This is a genomic window from Ramlibacter sp. bp-362, assembly GCF_054956735.1.
The window spans coordinates 123,771-140,969 of sequence record NZ_JBUDXE010000007.1; the positions used below are offsets into that span (position 1 = coordinate 123,771).

The following is a 17,199-nucleotide window of genomic DNA, read 5'->3' on the forward strand; positions in this document are numbered from 1 at the left end:
AGCCTACGGTTCCCCCCTCGCTCTCTCATTCCGCTTCGGCGCGCTCGCGCGCGGCGTCCAGCGCGCTGCTGACGGCGTCGCCCAGCTGCGCGATGTCGAAGGGCTTGCGCAGCAGGCGCGGGCGGCCGGCGAGGCGTTCGACGGCGGCCATGTCGGCGTAGCCCGTGGCCAGGATCACCGGCACGTCGCCCACCAGCTTGCGCGCCTCGGAGATCACTTCGGCGCCCGTCATGTCGGGCATCGCGTAGTCCACCACCAGCAGGTCGGGCTTGATCGCCTGCAGGTGCGCGAGCGCCTCGCCGCCGTTGGCCGCCTCGGTCACCTTGTAGCCGATGAGGCTGAGGCATTCGACGATCACCCGGCGCACGTCGGGATCGTCCTCCACCACCAGGATGTGGCAGGCGCCCGCCAGCGCCGGCACCGCGGGCATCTGGCGCAGCACCGTTTCCTCCTCGGCCTCGGCGTCGGCTTCCGGAAAGAACATGTCCACCGTCGTGCCCTCGCCTTCGACGCTGCGGATGCGCGCCAGCCCGCCGGACTGCTGCGCGAAGCCGTACACCTGGCTCAGGCCCAGGCCCGTGCCGCTGCCCACCGGCTTCGTCGTGAAGAAGGGATCGAACACCTTGGCCAGGATCGGCGCGGGGATGCCCGCGCCGGTGTCGCTCACGCTCACCAGCACGTAGTCGCCTTCGGGCAGGTCGGGGTCCTCGTCGAGGAAGCGCGTGCCGGTGCTGATCTTCAGGCGGCCGCCCTCGGGCATCGCGTCGCGCGAGTTGACGGCGAGGTTCAGGATCGCCATCTCCAGCTGCCCCGGGTCGAGCACCACGGAGGCGTCCTCCTCGCACAGGTCCATCTCCACCTGCACGGCGGAGCCGACGGAGATCTCCAGCAGGTCCTTCATGCCCAGGATCAGCTGGTTCACGCGCGTGAGCTTGGGCATCAGCGACTGGCTGCGCGCGAACGACAGCAGCTGGTTGGTCAGGCGCGCGCCGCGGCGCGCCGCGCTCTTGGCGCGCTCCACCACCGGCTTGACCTTCTCCTCCTTCGCGTACAGCGAGACCAGCTCCAGGTTCATGTTGACCACGTGGAGCAGGTTGTTGAAGTCGTGCGCGATGCCGCCCGTGAGGCGGCCGATCGCCTCCATCTTCTGCACCTGCGCCAGCGCCGCCTGCGCGCGCTCGCGCTCGTTGATCTCCTTCATCAGGCGGTCGTTGGCGCTGGAGAGCTCGCGGGTGCGGGTGAGGATGCGGTCCTCGAGCTCGCGATTGAGGCGCTCGAGTTCGTCGCGCGTGCGCTGCAGCTCGTCGAGGTACTCGCGCGTCACGGGCACGCCGGAATCGCCCGCCTGGATGGAGGGCGAAGGCTGCGGTGCGGGCGGGGAAGGCCGGGTCGTGCGGGTCATGCAATGCGAACGGCCGCGGGGAGTGCGGCGGTGCACCATCCTACCGACTGCCCGGCAGCCGGGATGTAGGCCGGGTCCGACAATGCAGTCTGCCGGCCTCCGGCTTCAGGAGCCGCCTTCGGCCTCCTGCAAGGTGCGCCACATGACCTTGCCGCTGCCGCTCTTGGGCAGGGCGTCGGCGAACTGCACGATGCGCGGGACCTTGTAGACCGCCATGTGCTCCCGGCACCAGTCGATTATGTCGCGCTCGCCCACCTGGCCGCGGTGCGAGGGGCGCAGCACCACCACCGCCTTGACGGTCTCGCCGCGGTAGCTGTCGCGTGCCGAGATCACGCAGGCCTCCTGGATGGCCGGGTGCCGGAACATCAGCGCCTCCACCTCGGCCGGCCAGACCTTGAAGCCGGAAGCGTTGATCATCCGCTTGAGCCGGTCGGTGAGGAAGAAGTAGCCGTCCTCGTCCATGCGCCCGAGGTCGCCGGAGCGGAAGAAGCGCTTCCCGGCGAAGGAGATGAACGCGGCCTCGGTCGCCTCCGGCCGCTTCCAGTAGCCGTCGAACACCATCGGCCCGTGGATGATGATCTCGCCCTGCTCGCCCGGCGGCAGCTCCTCCAGCGTTTCGGGGTCGACCACGCGCGCGTCGCAGCTCATGAAGGGGATGCCCAGGCACTGCTGCTTCGGCGCGTCCGGCGGGTTGCTGTGCGAGGGCGCGGCGGTCTCGGTGAGGCCGTAGCCTTCCACGTACTGCAGGCCGAACTGCTCGTAAAGGCGCTGCGCCACCGCCTGCGGCATGGCCGCGCCGCCGCCGCCGATGTGGGCCAGGCTGGACAGGTCGTAGCCGGCGAAGTGCGGGCTCGCCAGCAGGTCGATCACCATCGTCGGGATGTTGGTCCAGGTGGTGACCTTGCAGTTGGAGATCAGCCAGCCGGCGAGGTCGCGGTCCCAGCGCGGCATCATCACCAGCGTGGAGCCGGTGTAGATGTTCGCGTGCATCAGGCTCACCATGCCCGTGATGTGGAACATGGGCACGACCAGCAGCGTCACGGCCTCGGGCGTCGCGTTGCCCCAGATGCTGCTGGCCATGGCGTTGTGCAGGATGCTGCGGTGCGGATGCATGCAGCCCTTCGGGTGGCCGGTGGTGCCGCTCGTGTAGGGCAGCACGGCGAGGTCCGCCGGGCCCACCTGCAGCGGCGGCAGCGGCAGGTCGTTGTCCAGCGCTTCGTTCCAGGCCATCACGCGCCCGCCGGCGAGTTCCGGCAGCGGGTGCCGCGGCAGCAGCCAGGGCTTCCAGGCTTCCGGCATGGGCCAGGCGGCGGCGGCCTGCGGATCGAAGGCATCGGTGAACTGCGTGACGACGAGGTGCGCGAGCCGCTGCTCGCGCGGCAGCTCCGCGTCGGCCTTGGCGATCTCGGGCGCGAGGTCGCCGGTGGTGATGGCCACCTTCGCGTCGGGATCGGTGATGTAGTGCTTGAGCTCCTCGGCCCGGTTCATCGGGTTCACCGGCACCACGAGCGCGTTGGCGCGCAGGATGGCGAAGTGCGCGATCAGCAGCTGCGGGCAGTTCTGCATGTCCAGCAGCACGCGGTCGCCCCGGCGCACGCCCAGGGCGTGCAGGCGCGCGGCCAGCCGTTCGGCCTGGCGCTGCACCTCGGCATAGGGATAGCTTCGGCCGAAGAAGACGATGGCCGCCTTGTCGGGATAGCGGCGGGCGCTGATGGCCAGGTTGTCCCACAGCGACGTGGCGGGGACGGTGATCGCGTGGGGCAGGCGCTTGGGCCAGAACTTGTGGTGCGGGCGGTCCATGAAGAGAGGGTCTCCAGCAGGGACCATAAGCCAGGGCCGGTGCGCGCCGCATGGGGGGAAGCCCCACGGCCGTCACGCAGGCGACGCGCCCGCGCAGGCAGAATGCGCCGGATGCGCAAACCGAGCTTCCTGTTCCGCATGGCTGCCGCCTGCGTCGCCGCCCTGCTCCCCCTCGCCGCCGGCGCCTTCGACTTCCAGGGCCACCGCGGCGCCCGCGGGCTCGCGCCCGAGAACACCTTGCCGGCCTTCGCGCGGGCGCTGGACCTGGGCGTCACCACGCTGGAGATGGACGTCGCGCTCACGAAGGACGGCGTGCTGGTGGTGTCCCACGATCCCTGGCTCAACCCTTCCATCGTGCGCGACGCCTCCGGCCAGTGGCTCCCCGGCCGCGGCCCCCTGATCAAGGACCTGACGCTGGCGCAGCTGCAGGCCTACGACGTCGGCCGCATCGACCCCGCCTCCCGCTACGCGCGCAGCTTCCCCGACCAGCAGCCGGTGGACGGCACGCGCATCCCGACGCTGGCCCAGGTGTTCGAGCTGGTGCGCGCGCGGGGCGCCGACCGCGTGCGCTTCGACATCGAGACCAAGCTGTTCCCGCAGCGTCCGGAGGACACGGCGCCGATGGAGGTGCTCACCGACGCCCTGGTCGCCGCGATCCGCGAGGCCGGCGTCACGGACCGCGCCAGCATCCAGAGCTTCGACTGGCGCAGCCTGCAGCGCATCCAGCGGACGGAGCCGCGCATCGCGACCGTGTACCTGACGATCCAGACGATGACCAGCGACAACACGCGCGACGGCAGCTGGACGGCCGGGCTGCGCCTGGCCGACCACGGCAGCGTGCCGCGGATGGTGAAGGCCTCCGGCGGGCGGATCTGGGCGCCGAATGCCGGCGCGCTCACGCCGGCGCTTCTGCAGGAAGCGCATGCGCTGGGCCTGCAGGTGATCCCCTGGACCGTGAACGAGACGGCCGACATGGAGCGGCTGGTGGACTGGGGCGTGGACGGCCTGATCAGCGATCGCCCGGACCGGCTGCGCGCCGTGCTCGAACGCCGCGCCATCGCCTGGTGAGGCGGGCATGGGATCGCATCACCACCACGGCCACGGGCACGACCACGACCACGGCCTGCCGGAAGGCGCCCCCGTTCCGCCCGGGTACCGGCGCGCGCTGTGGATCGCGCTCGTCGTCAACGCGTTCATGTTCCTGCTGGAGGTCGGCGCCGGGGTGTCGGCCCACTCGGTCTCGCTGCTCGCGGACGCGGTGGACTTCTTCGGCGACGCCGGCAACTACGCGCTGTCGCTGATGGTGCTCGCGATGGGCACGGCGGCGCGCGCGAAGGCCGCCGTGTTCAAGGCCGCCACCATGGTGCTGTTCGGCGCGCTGGTGCTGGGCCGCGCGGCCTGGGCCGCCGTCACCGGCGAGCCGCCGGAGCCGCTCACGATGGGCATCGTCGGCACGCTGGCGCTCATGGCGAACCTGGGCGTCGCGGTGCTGCTGTATGCCTACCGGGAAGGCGACGCCAACATGCGCAGCGTATGGCTGTGCACGCGCAACGACGCGATCGGCAACCTCGCCGTGCTGCTGGCTGCGCTGGGAGTGTTCGGGACCGGGACCCGCTGGCCCGACCTGCTGGTGGCCGCCATCATGGCCGGCCTGGCGCTCGCCGCCGGCCTGAGCGTGGTGCGCCAGGCGCGGGGCGAACTGCGATCTTCCTGAATCAGCGCAGGATGCGCGCGATCACGAACCCCGCCGCGAACGCCACGCCCAGCGCCGCCAGCGGATTGGCGCGGACCTGTTCGCGCGCCATGTTGCCGTACTCCTCCTGCAGGCCCATCATGCGCTCGCTGCTGGAGCCGATCTTCTGCTCGAGCGAATCGACCGCCTCGTGCAGGCTCTGGGCCATGCGCCGGACCCGGTTCGCGTCGCCGTTCAGGCCGCTGGCGCTGCTGCCGCTGCCGGCCTCGTCGGCGCTGGTCGGGAAGGGGTTCTGGGACGTTTCGCCATTCATGGTGGGTTTCCTCTCTCGCGGGTCGTTGCGGGGCTGAAGCCGGCAGATGCCGGCGGAAGCGTCCACTGTAGGAAGCCCAGCGATTCGGCACTGTCGGAGAACGGTCGGGCGGGCTGTAGGACTTGTCCTGCCGCAAGCGCAGGGCAGCGGCGCTCGCTTATCATCCGCCGCGATGCGTCGCTGGCTGCTCATCCTGCTTGTCCTGCTGCTGCCCTTGCGGGCCTGGCTGGGCGAGGCCATGGCCGGCGAGATGCTGCACCTCCCGGCAGCCGTGGTGGCCGGGCATGCCGCCGAGGCCCCGGCCCATGGCCATGGGCCGCACGCCGACTGCGCCGAACATGCGCACGCGTCCGAGGTCAAGCCCGATGCGAAGCCGGCGTTCGATCCGGACTGCAGGACTTGCGCAAGCTGCCAGGCCTGTTCCGCGGTCGCCCTCGCCCCCGAGCTGCCGGTGCGCACCACGGCGAGCTTCTCGCACCCGCAGCCACAGGCCGTTCCGCTCGCGTTCAGCAGCGCCGAGCCCCACCTCGCCTTCAAGCCGCCCCGGCCCTGATCTCCTGCCCGTCGTGCGTCCGCCGCGCCTTCCCGCGCGGTGCGACCGTCGTCCACGCTCCGGAGATTCCCTTGAAACTGCTTCGCCTGGCGGCCCCGTGGGTCGCCGCCCTTCCCCTCCTCGCGGCGGCCGCCGGTGCCGCCGATCCCGCGGCGACCGTGCCGCGCCTGGCCTATGAGTCCGCCCTCGCCGGCGCCCGGGGCGGTGTCGAACAGGACACCGTCGCCTGGAAGAAGGCCAATGCGGACGTCGCCCGGTTCCCGCGCGGGCACGCCGACCTGCTGAAGTGGGAAGAAAGCCGGGGCGCCGAGCCGGCCGCCGCAGCATCCGCGCCTGCGGGCAAGCCCGCGGCCGCGCCGGCGCCGCACGGCCACCACAAGGAGTGACGATGCGCATCCTCGCCCTCGTCGCGACCCTGGCCCTGGCCGGCTGCGCCAGCACGCTGCCTCCCGAGTCCCTGCGCGCGCAGGTCGACCAGCTCACCGCCGGCCGCACCGGGGTCGCCGCCGGCGCCGGACGCGCCACGCTGCAGGACCTGCTCGCCCGCCAGCCGCTGGATGCCGAGACCGCCGTGCGCATCGCGTTGCTGAACAGCCCGGGCCTCGAAGCGCAGCTCGCCGCGCTCTCCATCAGCGATGCCGAGCGGGTGCAGGCGGCGCAGCTGCCCAACCCGCACTTCAGCCTGGGCCGCCTGCGCGAAGGCCAGGTGCTGGAGCTCGAGCGCATGCTCAGCTTCAACGTGTTGAGCCTGCTCACCCTGCCCTGGCGCGCCGAATACGCCAACCAGGGGCTGCAACTGGCCCGCCTGCGCGCGGCGCAGGAAGTGATCCGCACCGCGGCCGACACGCGCAAGGCCTGGATCGCCGCCGTGGCGGCACGCCAGGCGGCCGACTACCTGCGCGACGCGCGCGAAGCGGCCGCGGCCGGCGCCGAACTCGCGCGCCGCATGGCGCGCGTGGGCAACTGGAGCAAGCTGCAGCAGGCGCGCGAACAGGCGACGCTGGCGGACGTGGCCGCGCAGCTCGCGCGCGCGGAGCAGTCCGCGCTCGCCGGGCGCGAGAAGCTGACGCGCCTGCTGGGACTGTGGGGTGCCGACGCGCAGTACACCCTGCCCGATCGCCTGCCGGAGCTGCCGAAGGAACTGCCCGACCCCGGCGACATCGAGGCCACCGCCTTGCGCGAGCGGCTGGACGTGCGCTCGGCCCGCGACGAGTCGCGCTACGTCGCGAGTTCGCTCGGCATCACCCGCGCCACCGGCGTCGTGGACGCGCTCACCCTGGGCGTGGTGCGCAAGACCAGCTTCGACGACGGCAGCGGCGAACGCGCGAGCGGCCGCGGCTTCGAGCTGGAACTGCCGGTGCCGCTGTTCGACTGGGGCCAGGCGCGCAATGCGCGCGCGCAAGCGACCTACCTGCAGTCTGTGGCCCGGTTGCGCGATGTCGCCGTGCGCGCGCGCAGCGAGGCGCGCGAGGCGTGGCACGGCTGGCGTACGGCCTACGACCTGGCGCGGCATTACCGCGACGAGATCGTGCCGCTGCGCAGGTTCATCGTCGACGAGACCCAGCTGCGCTACAACGGCATGCTCGCCAGCACCTGGGAACTGCTCGGGGAGGCCCGCAACCACATCGCCGCCGTGAACAACGCGATCGCGGCGCAGCGGGATTTCTGGATCGCCGACACCGATCTGCAGATGACGCTGACCGGCACCTCGCCGGGCGCCCTGGCCGCCATGGGCGCCGGCGCCGCCGCGCCCGCTGCCTCCGGAGGACATTGAGATGAAGAGACGCGCCTTTTTCGGCGGCGCGGCCCTGGGGGCCGTGGCCGCCGCTTCGGTGAGCAAGGTCGCGCTGGCCGCGCTGCCCGAACCGGTGATCGTGGAGAAGCCCGACACCGCACCGCCGCTCACGCCCCCCAACGGCCGCCCGTACAACCCGGTGGTGACGCTCAACGGCTGGACCCTCCCCTGGCGCATGAACGCCGGGGTCAAGGAGTTCCACCTGGTCGCCGAGCCGGTGGAGCGCGAGCTCGCGCCCGGCATGACGGCGCGCCTGTGGGGCTACAACGGCCAGTCGCCCGGCCCCACCATCGAGGTGGTGGAAGGCGACCGCGTGCGCATCTTCGTGACCAACAGGCTGCCGGAGCACACCTCCGTCCACTGGCATGGCCAGCGGCTGCCGAACGGCATGGACGGCGTCGCCGGCATCACGCAGCCGCACATCCCCGCCGGCAAGACCTTCGTCTACGAATTCGAGGCCCGCCGCCCCGGCACCTTCATGTACCACCCGCACGCCGACGAGATGGTGCAGATGGCGATGGGCATGATGGGTTTCTGGGTCACGCACCCGAAGGGGCGGCATCCGCTGATCGACGCCGTGGACCGCGACTTCTGCTTCCTGATGGCGGCTTACGACATCGAGCCCGGCAGCGCCACGCCGCGCGTGAACACCATGCTCGACTTCAACCTGTTCACCTTCAACAGCCGCGTGTTCCCGGGCATCGCCTCGATGAACGTGCGGCAGAACGACAAGGTGCGCATCCGCTTCGGCAATCTCACCATGACCAACCACCCGATCCACTTGCACGGGCACGAGTTCGTGGTCACCGGCACCGACGGCGGGCCGACCCCGAGGTCCGCGCGCTGGCCCGAGGTCACCGCCGACGTGGCGGTCGGCCAGATGCGGCAGGTGGAGTTCGTCGCCGACGCCGAGGGCGACTGGGCCTTCCACTGCCACAAGAGCCACCACACCATGAACGCGATGGGCCACGACGTGCCCACGATGATCGGCGTGGACCACAGCGGGCTGGTGAGAAAGCTGCAGAAGATCGTGCCCGACTACATGGTCATGGGCGAGCGCGGCATGGCCGACATGGGCGCGATGGAGATGCCGCTGCCGGACAACACGTTGCCCATGATGACCGGCCGCGGCCCCTTCGGGCCGGCGGAGATGGGCGGCATGTTCACGCTGCTGAAGGTGCGGCGCGACCAGAAGCCCGGCGACTACGCCGATCCGGGCTGGTATCGGCATCCGGCCGGCACCGTCGCGCGCGAATGGACGGGCGAGCTGCCTGCGCCCGCGCGCACGGCCGCGCCGGCGCCTCCGAAGAAATCCGTCCCCCTGGACGTGCGCAAACCGGGCGGCCACGAAGGCCACCATTGAACGAGGAACGATTCGAAATGAAGAGCATCAAGATCCTGGCCGCGCTGGCCGCCGCCTGCCTGGCGCCGGCCGCCTGGAGCCACGGCGACGCGCATGCGGGCCAGCAACCGGCCGCCGTGGTGAAGGAGCAGAAGCCCTGGGGCATCGCCGGCGACGCCAGGGGCGCGCGCACCATCGAGATCCGCATGGGCGACGACATGCGCTTCCGCCCGGAGCGCATCGACGTGAAGGAAGGCGAGACCGTCCGCTTCGTCGTGCGCAACGGCGGCAAGCTGCTGCACGAGATGGTGATCGGCACGCCCGAGGGGCTGCGGGAGCACGCCGCGCTCATGAAGAAGTTCCCGGGCATGGAGCACGACGAGCCGTACATGGCGCACGTGGCTTCCGGCCGCCAGGGCGGCATCGTCTGGAACTTCAACCGCCCCGGCAGCTTCCAATTCGCATGCCTGATCCCCGGCCATTTCGAGGCCGGGATGATCGGCACCATCATCGTGACACCGAAGGAAAAGAAATGAGCCAGCCCTCCACCACCCGCCGCGGCCTGCTCCTCGCGCTCGGCGCGCTGCCGCTCGCCGGCCTCGCCCAATCGCCGGCGAAGGTGCTCGTCGAAGTGTGGAAGGACCCGAACTGCGGCTGCTGCAAGGACTGGGTCACGCACCTGCAGGCCAGCGGCTTCGCGGTGAAGGTCAACGAGACCGGCAACACGGGCATGCGTGCGAAGCTCGGCATTCCGCAGAAGCTGGGCTCATGCCATACCGCGCTCGTCGGCGGCTACGCCATCGAGGGCCACGTGCCGGCCGCCGACATCCGCCGCCTGCTCGAGGAGCGGCCGCAGGCCATCGGCCTCACGGTGCCGGGGATGCCGGTCGGCTCGCCGGGCATGGACGACCCGGCCTATGGCGGCCGCCGCGATCCCTTCGATGTGCTGCTGGTGCTGAAGGGCGGCGGCACCAGGGTATTCGCTTCCCACAACAAGGCGTGAGGCTCCCCATGATCAAGCAACTCTCCGCCGCCCTGCTGGCTGCCACCCTCGCATTCGCGGCGCTTGCGCAGGCCGCGCTCACCGAGGGCGAAGTCCGCAAGGTGGATGCGGCCAACGGCAAGATCACGCTGAAGCACGGCGAAATCGCCAACCTCGACATGCCGCCGATGACCATGGTGTTCCGCGTCACGGACAAGGCCCTGCTGGACCACGTGAAGGCGGGCGACAAGGTCCGCTTTGCCGCCAGCCAGGACGGCACCGGCCAGCTGGTGGTCACCGCGATCGAGCAGCAGAAGAAGTAGCCGTCAAAGCTCCACGGCCTGCAGGTGCTCGGGCACCGTGCAGGGCCAGCCGTGCGCTTCCTCGATCGCCTGGCGCAGGCTGTCGGCCGCGACCGGCTCGCCATGCGTGACGAACACGCGGCGCGGCGGCGCCGGCATCCGGCCCACCCAGCGCAGCAGTTCGCCGCGGTCCGCGTGCGCCGACAGGGATCCGAGGCTCACCACCTCGGCCCGCACCGGTACATGCTGGCCGTGGATCTTGATCTCGCTCGCACCCGCCAGCAGCGCCGCGCCACGGGTGCCCGCGGCCTGGTAGCCGGCCAGCAGGATGGTGTTGCGGTGATCGGGGGCGAAGGCCTTCAGGTGGTGCACCACGCGGCCGCCCGTGGCCATGCCGCTGGCCGAGATGATCACGGCCGGGAAGCGCAGCTCGTTCAGCTTGCGCGACTCCTCCACCGTGTTGATGATCCGCGCGGCGCCGCACATCCGCTGGCACTGCGCGGCGTCGAGTCGGTGCTCGCCTCCGTGCCGGTGGTAGATGGCGGTCACGTCGGCGGCCATGGGGCTGTTCAGGAACACCGGCAGGTCCGGGATGCGGCCGTCGCGCTTCAGGTTGGCGACAAGGTACAGCAGCGCCTGCGCCCGCCCGACCGCAAAGGCCGGCACGACGACCACGCCGCCGCGCGCCGCGGTGCGGTTGATGGCTTCGGCGAGCAGCGTGGCCGCCTCTTCCGGGGCATGGGCACGATCGCCGTAGGTGGACTCGACGACCAAGATGTCGGCGGCCGGCGGCGGCGCGGGCGGCCGCATCAGGATGTCGTGGTCGCGTCCCAGGTCGCCCGAGAACAGCGCCGAGCCGCCCTCCCACTGCACGTGCACGCTGGCGGCGCCGAGGATGTGGCCGGCCGGGCTGAAGCGCATCGTCACTCCGGGAATCGGCTCGAAGGCCTGCCCGAACTCGCGCGCCTTGAACTGCCTCAGCACGCGCCGGCCGTCTTCTTCCGTGTACAGGGGCAGGGCCGGATGGTGCTTCGAGAAGCCGTGCCGGTTGGCGTAGAACGCGTCCTCCTCCTGCAGGTGGCCCGAGTCGGGCAGCAGCAGGCCGGCGAGCTCGCGCGTCGCGCCGGTGGCGAACACCGGGCCGGCGAAGCCCTGGCGGGCCAGCGCGGGCAGGTAGCCACTGTGGTCGATGTGCGCGTGCGTCAGCACCACGGCGGCGATCTCGCGCGGCGCCAGCGGGAAGGCATCCCAGTTGCGCAGCCGCAGCTGCTTGAGGCCCTGGAACAGGCCGCAGTCGACCAGCACCCGCTTGCCGCCGTGCTCCAGCAGGTATTTCGAGCCGGTGACCGTGCCGGCGGCACCGAGGAAGGTGAGGCGCATGCTCGCTCGCGAGGAAGTGATGCGTTCCACTCTAGCGGCCGCGGCGCCGCGCCAGTTGAGGTCGGTCAAGCACCCGGCACGGGCCCGGCCTAGACTGGTGCCGAGGAGGTGTCCGATGGACCACGCGCACGCGCATCACCACCCGCCCGCGCCGGCCGAGGCGCCGCCCGCGCCGGCCGGCACGATCTACACCTGCCCCATGCATCCGCAGATCCGGCAGGACCATCCGGGCACCTGCCCGATCTGCGGCATGTCGCTCGAGCCGCTGATGCCGACGCTGGAGGAAGGCGATCCGGAGCTGGACGACTTCCGGCGGCGCTTCTGGTGGACGCTGCCGCTGACGCTGGTCGTCACCGTGCTGGCCATGGCGGGCCATGGATTGGGCTGGATGGAAGCGCGCACGCAGAGCTGGGTGGAGCTGGTGCTCACCCTGCCCGTGGTGCTGTGGGCGGGCGCGCCCTTCTTCCAGCGCGGCTGGCTGTCCGTCGTGAACCGCAGCCCCAACATGTGGACGCTGATCGCGCTGGGCACCGGGGCCGCGTTCACCTACAGCGTCGTGGCGACCGTGGCGCCGCAGGTCTTCCCGCCCTCCTTCTTCTCCATGGGCCGCGTCGGCGTGTACTACGAGGCGGCGGCCGTGATCATCTCGCTGACGCTGCTGGGGCAGATGCTGGAGCTGAAGGCGCGATCGCAAACTTCGGCGGCCATCAAGTCGCTGCTGGGGCTGGCGCCGAAGACGGCCCGCCGCATCGCCGCCGACGGCCGCGAGGAGGACGTCCCGATCGCGCACGTGCACGTGGGGGACCGGCTGAGGGTGCGCCCGGGCGAGAAGGTGCCGGTGGACGGCGTCGTCGTCGAAGGCAGCAGCGCGGTGGACGAATCCATGCTGACCGGTGAACCGTTGCCGGTGAGCAAGCGCGCGGGCGACCGGCTGATCGGCGCCACGCTCAATACCAGCGGCGCGCTCGTGATGCGGTCCGAGAAGGTCGGCTCGGAAACCGTGCTCTCGCAGATCGTGCAGATGGTGGCGCAGGCGCAGCGTTCGCGCGCGCCCATGCAGCGCATGGCTGACACCGTGGCGGGCTGGTTCGTGCTGGTCGTCGTGGCGATCGCGCTCGCGACGCTGCTGGTGTGGGGCTTCGCGGGGCCGCAGCCCAGCTGGGTGTACGGCCTCGTCAATGCCGTGGCCGTGCTGATCATCGCATGTCCCTGCGCGCTGGGGCTCGCCACGCCGATGTCGATCATGGTGGCGACCGGCCGCGGCGCGACGCAGGGCGTGCTGTTCCGCGATGCCGCGGCCATCGAGAACCTGCGCCGCGTGGACACGCTGATCGTCGACAAGACCGGCACGCTGACCGAAGGGCGCCCGGCGTTCGAGCGCGCCGTGGCGGCCAGTGGCTTCACCGAGGATGAGGTGCTGCGGCTCGCCGCCAGCCTGGACCAGGGCAGCGAGCACCCGCTGGCCCACGCCATCGTCGCCGCGGCGCGCGAGCGGGGCCTGGCGCTCGCAGTCCCGCAGCGCTTCGACTCCGCTTCGGGCATCGGCGTGGCGGGAACGGTCGAAGGCCACCAGCTCGCGCTGGGCAACACCGCCCTGATGCAGCAGGAGCACGTGGACGTGGCGCCGCTCGCCCGCGACGCCGAGGTGCTGCGGTCCCGCGGCGCCAGCGTGATGCACCTGGCGGTCGATGGCCGCCTCGCCGGCCTGCTGGCCGTGGCCGACCCGGTGAAGGCGAGCACGCCCGCCGCGCTCGAGGCGCTGCGCGCGGCCGGCCTGCGCGTCGTCATGGCCACCGGGGACGGCCTCACCACGGCGCGTTCGGTCGCGCAGCGCCTGGGCATCGCCCAGGTGCACGGCGAGGTCAAGCCCGCCGACAAGCTGGCGCTGGTCGAGCGCCTGCAGCGCGAAGGCCGCGTCGTCGCGATGGCCGGCGACGGCATCAACGACGCGCCGGCGCTGGCACGCGCCGACGTGGGCATCGCCATGGGCACGGGCACCGACGTCGCGATGAACAGCGCCCAGCTCACGCTGGTGAAGGGCGACCTGCGCGGCATCGCCACGGCGCGCCTGCTGTCGCAGGCGACGGTGGCGAACATGAAGCAGAACCTGCTGTTCGCGTTCGTCTACAACGCGCTGGGCCTGCCGCTGGCGGCCGGCCTGCTCTACCCCTTCACGGGCTGGCTGCTGTCGCCCATGGTCGCGGCGCTGGCGATGAGCCTCAGCTCCGCTTCGGTGGTGGGCAACGCCCTGCGCCTGCGCCAGCGCGGCGGCGGCGTAACCGGGCATCCGCAAGCGTAAGCGTGTGCACGGCCGCGCTTCCGGCGGCCTTTGCTTTCCTAGACTCGGGCGAACGGGAGAACACCATGTCGCACGAGAAATACGAGGAATACCAGGACTGCATCGCCGCCTGCCACGCCTGCGTGGTCGCCTGCAACCACTGCGCCGCCTCCTGCCTGCAGGAGCCGCACGTGCAGGACATGGTCGCCTGCATCGCGCTCGACAGCGATTGCGCCCAGATCTGCCAGCTGGCCATCTCCTTCATGTCCGGCGGCAGCGACTACGCGCCGGCCGTGTGCCGCCTGTGCGCGAGCATCTGCGACGCGTGCGGCGACGAATGCGGCAAGCACGACATGGACCACTGCCAGCAGTGCGCCGAGGCCTGCCGCCGCTGCGCGGCCGAGTGCCGCAAGATGGTGCCGGCGGCCTGATCGGTTTTGGCGCAACACCGGGCGCATCGCGCGCCCGCGCGGACGGGCTTTCGGCAGGGGCCGCGCATATGATCCGCGGATGAGTTCCTGCATCACCGACGTGGCCGGCATCGAGGTGGGCCACTGCACCGACACCCGCCGGCCCACCGGCTGCACCGTGGTGCTGGCGCGCGCCGGCGCCGTGGCCGCCGTGGACGTGCGCGGCGCCGCGCCCGGCACGCGCGAGACCGACCTGCTGGCGCCGCAGAACGTCGTCGAGCGCGTGCACGCGGTGCTGCTCTCCGGCGGCAGCGCCTGGGGGCTGGACGCGGCCAGCGGCGTGATGCGCTGGCTCGACGAACAGGGCGTGGGCATGACGGTCGGCCCGGCGCGGCTGCCGATCGTCCCGGGCGCCGTGCTGTTCGACCTGCCGATCGGCGACCAGCGCATCCGCCCCGATGCGGCCGCCGGCTATGCGGCCTGCGAGGCAGCCTCGCGGCAGGCGCCCGCCGAGGGCAATGTCGGCGCCGGCGCCGGCGCGGTGGTCGGCAAGATCTTCGGCATCGACCGCGCCATGAAGGGCGGCATAGGCTCCGCCTCGGTCACGGTCGAAGGCGTCACGGTGGGCGCGATCGTCGCCTGCAACGCGCTCGGCGACGTGCTGGACCCCGACACCGCGCAGGTGCTCGCGGGCGCGCGCACCGCCGACGGCCGCGGCCTGCTCGACTCGCGCCGCGCCCTGCTGCGCGGCGAGGCGCCGCGGCCCATCCTCGCGGGCAGCAACACCACCATCGGCGTGATCGCCACCGACGCGGTGCTGACCAAGCTGCAGGCGGGCCGGCTCGCGACGCAGGGGCACGACGGGCTCGCCCGCTGCATCAATCCCGTGCACACGCTGTCCGACGGCGACGCGCTGTTCGCGCTCGCCACCGGCGCGAGCGGCAAGACGCTGGGCATGATGACGCTGGGCGCGATGGCGGCGGAGGCCTGCACGCAGGCGGTGCTGCGGGCGATCCGCGCGGCGCGCGGCATCCGGGTCGGTGAGCTGCACCTGCCCGCGGCCGCCGACCTCGCATGAAGCCGGTCAAGGTCTTGCGCCACACGCTGCTGTCGATCCGGGACCTGCTGATCTCCGCCGGTCCGGTGGCGCTGCTGGCCGTGGCCCTGCTGGTCCTCGCGTACTGGTGGCTGGCGCCCAACCCGCCCAAGAAGGTGACGCTGGCCACCGGCCCGGCGCAGAGCGCGTACGAGTCCTTCGGCAAGCGCTACCAGCAGGCGCTGGCGCGCTACGGCATCGAGGTCGTGCTGGTGCCCAGCGAGGGCTCGCCCAGCAACCTGAAGCTGCTGCGCGCGGGCCAGGCGGACCTGGGCTTCGTGCAGGGCGGCGCGGGCGACCGCAGCGCCAGCGAGGACAGCGGCATCGTCTCGCTGGGCAGCCTGTTCCTGGAGCCGGTGTGGCTGTTCTACCGCGCCGACGCCGTGAAGCGGTTCCCCGGCGGCCAGCTCACCGCGCTCACGCAGCTGCGCGACCTGCGCGTGAACGTCGGCTGGCGCGGCAGCGGCACGCCCTTCCTGATGCGGCGCCTGTTCGAGGCGAACCGCATGGATCCGAAGGCGCTGAAGCTCTCGCGCCTGGACCAGACGGCGGCGACCGTCGCCTTCCTGGACGGCGAGCTCGACGCAATCGTGTTCGCCTCCGCGCCCGAGTCGCTGATGGTGCAGATGCTGCTGCAGACGCCGGGCGTGAAGCTGATGGATTTCAGCCAGAGCGAAGCGTATTCGCGCCGCTTCCCCTTCCTCACGCCGGTGGTGCTGCCGCGCGGCGTGGCGGACCTGGCGCAGGACCTGCCGCCGCAGGACGTGCGCCTGGTCGCCACCACCACCGCGCTGCTCGCCCGCGAAGGCACGCATCCCGCGCTGCTGCAGCTGTTCGCGCAGGCGGCGAAGGACCTGCACGGCCCGGCCGGCTGGTTCCAGCGCGCCGGCAGCTTTCCCTCGATCCAGCAGAGCGAGTACCCGATCGCCGCGGAAGCGGAGCGGGCGATCCGCAGCGGCCAGCCCTTCCTGCAGCGCTGGCTGCCCTTCTGGCTCGCCAACCTGGTGGAGCGCATGTGGCTCGCGCTGGGCATCATCATCGCGGTGCTGCTGCCGCTGTCGCGCATCGTGCCGCCGCTGTACCAGTTCCGCATCCGCTCGCGCGTGTTCCGCTGGTACGGGCAGCTGCGCGAACTGGAGAACCGCCTGCACGCGCAGCCGCAGGAAGCGGGCGAAGTCGTGCGCGAACTCGACGCGCTCGACGAGCGCGTCGGCCGCATCAGCGTGCCGCTCTCCTACGCGGAGGAGCTCTACGCGCTGCGGAACAACATCGAGGTCGTGCGCAGGCGCGCGCGCGCCTGAACACCCTCGGATCGTTGTCATCCCGGCGGAAGCCGGGATCCATGTCTTCCAGCAGGCAGTGCCGCGCAGCGTCGCGCCAGGCGGTGCGCGGCGCAGGCCCGCTGGGACGCCGGTCCGCGGCTTCGCGCGCGGACTTCCCTGAGCCGGTGCTTGCGGCCCCGCCCGCGCCATAACTCACTGCGAGTTTGGCCGCGCGCGGCCAAACTCTCCGTTCGGACAAATGGCGCGAGCATGAAACGTACGCGCGGCTCGATCCGCGCTGACGCGCTCTCGTAGCCGCGCTGCGGGGCCGCAAGCACCGTCTCAGGCGGCGGCCCCTTCATGCGGGCCTGCGCCGCGCACCGCCTGGCGCGACGGACCGGGGCGCTCGACGTGAGTTCTCTGCTCCAGCCTCTCAAAAAGGTGCCGACTCTGCGGACACCGTGTACAGCAGGTGAAGTCCTAGAAGCGCTCCCTCGACGTCCCGGAGCCACAGGAAGGGTCGAGGATGTTCTTGCTGTACTCGGCGGCGCCCAGGAGATTGGAGGGTGTAGTGGCGACCGTTGAAGCCGC

17 protein-coding genes are annotated in these 17,199 nt (G+C 71.7%); 13 read left to right on the top strand and 4 right to left on the bottom strand.

From position 1 onward, the window contains the following. Window positions 1-25 precede the first annotated feature (25 nt). Window positions 26-1,402 carry a response regulator gene (locus tag ACY0MJ_RS11735; protein WP_462638644.1) on the bottom strand — a complete coding sequence of 459 codons (1,377 nt, stop codon included), beginning with the start codon at window positions 1,400-1,402 and terminating at the stop codon, window positions 26-28. Window positions 1,403-1,507: 105 nt separating this feature from the next. Beyond that, window positions 1,508-3,202 (bottom strand): long-chain fatty acid--CoA ligase, encoded by a 1,695-nt coding sequence (locus tag ACY0MJ_RS11740; RefSeq protein WP_462638645.1) that lies wholly within the window; start codon window positions 3,200-3,202, stop codon window positions 1,508-1,510. Window positions 3,203-3,313: 111 nt separating this feature from the next. On the opposite strand from ACY0MJ_RS11740, the gene ACY0MJ_RS11745 reads away from it, so the two are divergent. Beyond that, window positions 3,314-4,270 (top strand): glycerophosphodiester phosphodiesterase, encoded by a 957-nt coding sequence (locus tag ACY0MJ_RS11745; RefSeq protein WP_462638646.1) that lies wholly within the window; start codon window positions 3,314-3,316, stop codon window positions 4,268-4,270. A gap of 7 nt (window positions 4,271-4,277) precedes the next feature. Next, window positions 4,278-4,916, top strand: coding sequence for a cation efflux transmembrane domain-containing protein (locus tag ACY0MJ_RS11750; RefSeq protein ID WP_462638647.1), 639 nt, complete (start codon window positions 4,278-4,280; stop codon window positions 4,914-4,916). A 1-nt stretch (window position 4,917) separates the two neighbouring features. On the opposite strand, the gene ACY0MJ_RS11755 is transcribed toward ACY0MJ_RS11750, so the two are convergent. Next, the gene (locus ACY0MJ_RS11755; RefSeq protein WP_462638648.1) at window positions 4,918-5,208 is read right to left on the bottom strand and encodes a hypothetical protein; all 291 of its coding nucleotides are present in this window, start codon (window positions 5,206-5,208) and stop codon (window positions 4,918-4,920) included. 172 nt (window positions 5,209-5,380) lie between these two features. Between ACY0MJ_RS11755 and ACY0MJ_RS11760 the strand changes: the two genes are divergently transcribed. The 7 genes from ACY0MJ_RS11760 to ACY0MJ_RS11790 all read left to right on the top strand — a co-directional run bounded on the left by ACY0MJ_RS11760 (window position 5,381) and on the right by ACY0MJ_RS11790 (window position 10,203). Next, entirely contained in the window at window positions 5,381-5,761 is a 381-nt protein-coding gene (locus tag ACY0MJ_RS11760; RefSeq protein WP_462638649.1) for a hypothetical protein, read from the top strand. Window positions 5,762-5,832: 71 nt separating this feature from the next. After that, window positions 5,833-6,147, top strand: a complete 315-nt coding sequence (locus ACY0MJ_RS11765; RefSeq protein ID WP_462638650.1) for a hypothetical protein — start codon at window positions 5,833-5,835, stop codon at window positions 6,145-6,147. Between the two features lie 2 nt (window positions 6,148-6,149). After that, window positions 6,150-7,535 (top strand): TolC family protein, encoded by a 1,386-nt coding sequence (locus tag ACY0MJ_RS11770; RefSeq protein WP_462638651.1) that lies wholly within the window; start codon window positions 6,150-6,152, stop codon window positions 7,533-7,535. Window position 7,536: 1 nt separating this feature from the next. Continuing rightward, window positions 7,537-8,919, top strand: coding sequence for a multicopper oxidase family protein (locus ACY0MJ_RS11775; protein ID WP_462638652.1), 1,383 nt, complete (start codon window positions 7,537-7,539; stop codon window positions 8,917-8,919). A gap of 17 nt (window positions 8,920-8,936) precedes the next feature. Then, on the top strand, window positions 8,937-9,434 hold the full coding sequence (locus ACY0MJ_RS11780; protein ID WP_462638653.1) for a cupredoxin domain-containing protein: 498 nt from the start codon (window positions 8,937-8,939) through the stop codon (window positions 9,432-9,434). Next, window positions 9,431-9,901 carry a DUF411 domain-containing protein gene (locus ACY0MJ_RS11785; RefSeq protein ID WP_462638654.1) on the top strand — a complete coding sequence of 157 codons (471 nt, stop codon included), beginning with the start codon at window positions 9,431-9,433 and terminating at the stop codon, window positions 9,899-9,901. Before ACY0MJ_RS11780 ends, ACY0MJ_RS11785 begins: the two co-directional genes overlap by 4 nt. Window positions 9,902-9,909: 8 nt before the next feature. After that, the gene (locus ACY0MJ_RS11790; RefSeq protein WP_462638655.1) at window positions 9,910-10,203 is read left to right on the top strand and encodes a copper-binding protein; all 294 of its coding nucleotides are present in this window, start codon (window positions 9,910-9,912) and stop codon (window positions 10,201-10,203) included. A 3-nt stretch (window positions 10,204-10,206) separates the two neighbouring features. Here the strand turns inward: ACY0MJ_RS11790 and ACY0MJ_RS11795 are convergent, their stop codons facing one another. Then, complete coding sequence (locus tag ACY0MJ_RS11795) at window positions 10,207-11,562, bottom strand: MBL fold metallo-hydrolase RNA specificity domain-containing protein (protein WP_462638656.1); 1,356 nt, start codon at window positions 11,560-11,562, stop codon at window positions 10,207-10,209. A 199-nt stretch (window positions 11,563-11,761) separates the two neighbouring features. Here ACY0MJ_RS11795 and ACY0MJ_RS11800 point away from each other — a divergent pair, with 199 nt between their 5' ends. The 4 genes from ACY0MJ_RS11800 to ACY0MJ_RS11815 all read left to right on the top strand — a co-directional run bounded on the left by ACY0MJ_RS11800 (window position 11,762) and on the right by ACY0MJ_RS11815 (window position 16,647). Beyond that, a complete protein-coding gene (locus ACY0MJ_RS11800) occupies window positions 11,762-13,861 on the top strand; it encodes a copper-transporting P-type ATPase (protein ID WP_462638821.1) in 2,100 nt (699 codons plus the stop codon). Between the two features lie 65 nt (window positions 13,862-13,926). Continuing rightward, window positions 13,927-14,271 (top strand): four-helix bundle copper-binding protein, encoded by a 345-nt coding sequence (locus ACY0MJ_RS11805; RefSeq protein WP_462638657.1) that lies wholly within the window; start codon window positions 13,927-13,929, stop codon window positions 14,269-14,271. A gap of 79 nt (window positions 14,272-14,350) precedes the next feature. Next, the gene (locus ACY0MJ_RS11810) at window positions 14,351-15,328 is read left to right on the top strand and encodes a P1 family peptidase (protein ID WP_462638658.1); all 978 of its coding nucleotides are present in this window, start codon (window positions 14,351-14,353) and stop codon (window positions 15,326-15,328) included. After that, on the top strand, window positions 15,325-16,647 hold the full coding sequence (locus ACY0MJ_RS11815; RefSeq protein WP_462638659.1) for a TAXI family TRAP transporter solute-binding subunit: 1,323 nt from the start codon (window positions 15,325-15,327) through the stop codon (window positions 16,645-16,647). Before ACY0MJ_RS11810 ends, ACY0MJ_RS11815 begins: the two co-directional genes overlap by 4 nt. Window positions 16,648-17,199: the final 552 nt, after the last annotated feature.

Coding starts and splice junctions, on each gene's coding strand:
- ACY0MJ_RS11735 (WP_462638644.1), bottom strand. CDS start 1,402: ATGACCCGCACGACCCGGCCTTCCCCGCCCGCACCGCAGCCTTCGCCC.
- ACY0MJ_RS11740 (WP_462638645.1), bottom strand. CDS start 3,202: ATGGACCGCCCGCACCACAAGTTCTGGCCCAAGCGCCTGCCCCACGCG.
- ACY0MJ_RS11745 (WP_462638646.1), top strand. CDS start 3,314: ATGCGCAAACCGAGCTTCCTGTTCCGCATGGCTGCCGCCTGCGTCGCC.
- ACY0MJ_RS11750 (WP_462638647.1), top strand. CDS start 4,278: ATGGGATCGCATCACCACCACGGCCACGGGCACGACCACGACCACGGC.
- ACY0MJ_RS11755 (WP_462638648.1), bottom strand. CDS start 5,208: ATGAATGGCGAAACGTCCCAGAACCCCTTCCCGACCAGCGCCGACGAG.
- ACY0MJ_RS11760 (WP_462638649.1), top strand. CDS start 5,381: ATGCGTCGCTGGCTGCTCATCCTGCTTGTCCTGCTGCTGCCCTTGCGG.
- ACY0MJ_RS11770 (WP_462638651.1), top strand. CDS start 6,150: ATGCGCATCCTCGCCCTCGTCGCGACCCTGGCCCTGGCCGGCTGCGCC.
- ACY0MJ_RS11775 (WP_462638652.1), top strand. CDS start 7,537: ATGAAGAGACGCGCCTTTTTCGGCGGCGCGGCCCTGGGGGCCGTGGCC.
- ACY0MJ_RS11780 (WP_462638653.1), top strand. CDS start 8,937: ATGAAGAGCATCAAGATCCTGGCCGCGCTGGCCGCCGCCTGCCTGGCG.
- ACY0MJ_RS11785 (WP_462638654.1), top strand. CDS start 9,431: ATGAGCCAGCCCTCCACCACCCGCCGCGGCCTGCTCCTCGCGCTCGGC.
- ACY0MJ_RS11790 (WP_462638655.1), top strand. CDS start 9,910: ATGATCAAGCAACTCTCCGCCGCCCTGCTGGCTGCCACCCTCGCATTC.
- ACY0MJ_RS11795 (WP_462638656.1), bottom strand. CDS start 11,562: ATGCGCCTCACCTTCCTCGGTGCCGCCGGCACGGTCACCGGCTCGAAA.
- ACY0MJ_RS11800 (WP_462638821.1), top strand. CDS start 11,762: ATGCATCCGCAGATCCGGCAGGACCATCCGGGCACCTGCCCGATCTGC.
- ACY0MJ_RS11805 (WP_462638657.1), top strand. CDS start 13,927: ATGTCGCACGAGAAATACGAGGAATACCAGGACTGCATCGCCGCCTGC.
- ACY0MJ_RS11810 (WP_462638658.1), top strand. CDS start 14,351: ATGAGTTCCTGCATCACCGACGTGGCCGGCATCGAGGTGGGCCACTGC.
- ACY0MJ_RS11815 (WP_462638659.1), top strand. CDS start 15,325: ATGAAGCCGGTCAAGGTCTTGCGCCACACGCTGCTGTCGATCCGGGAC.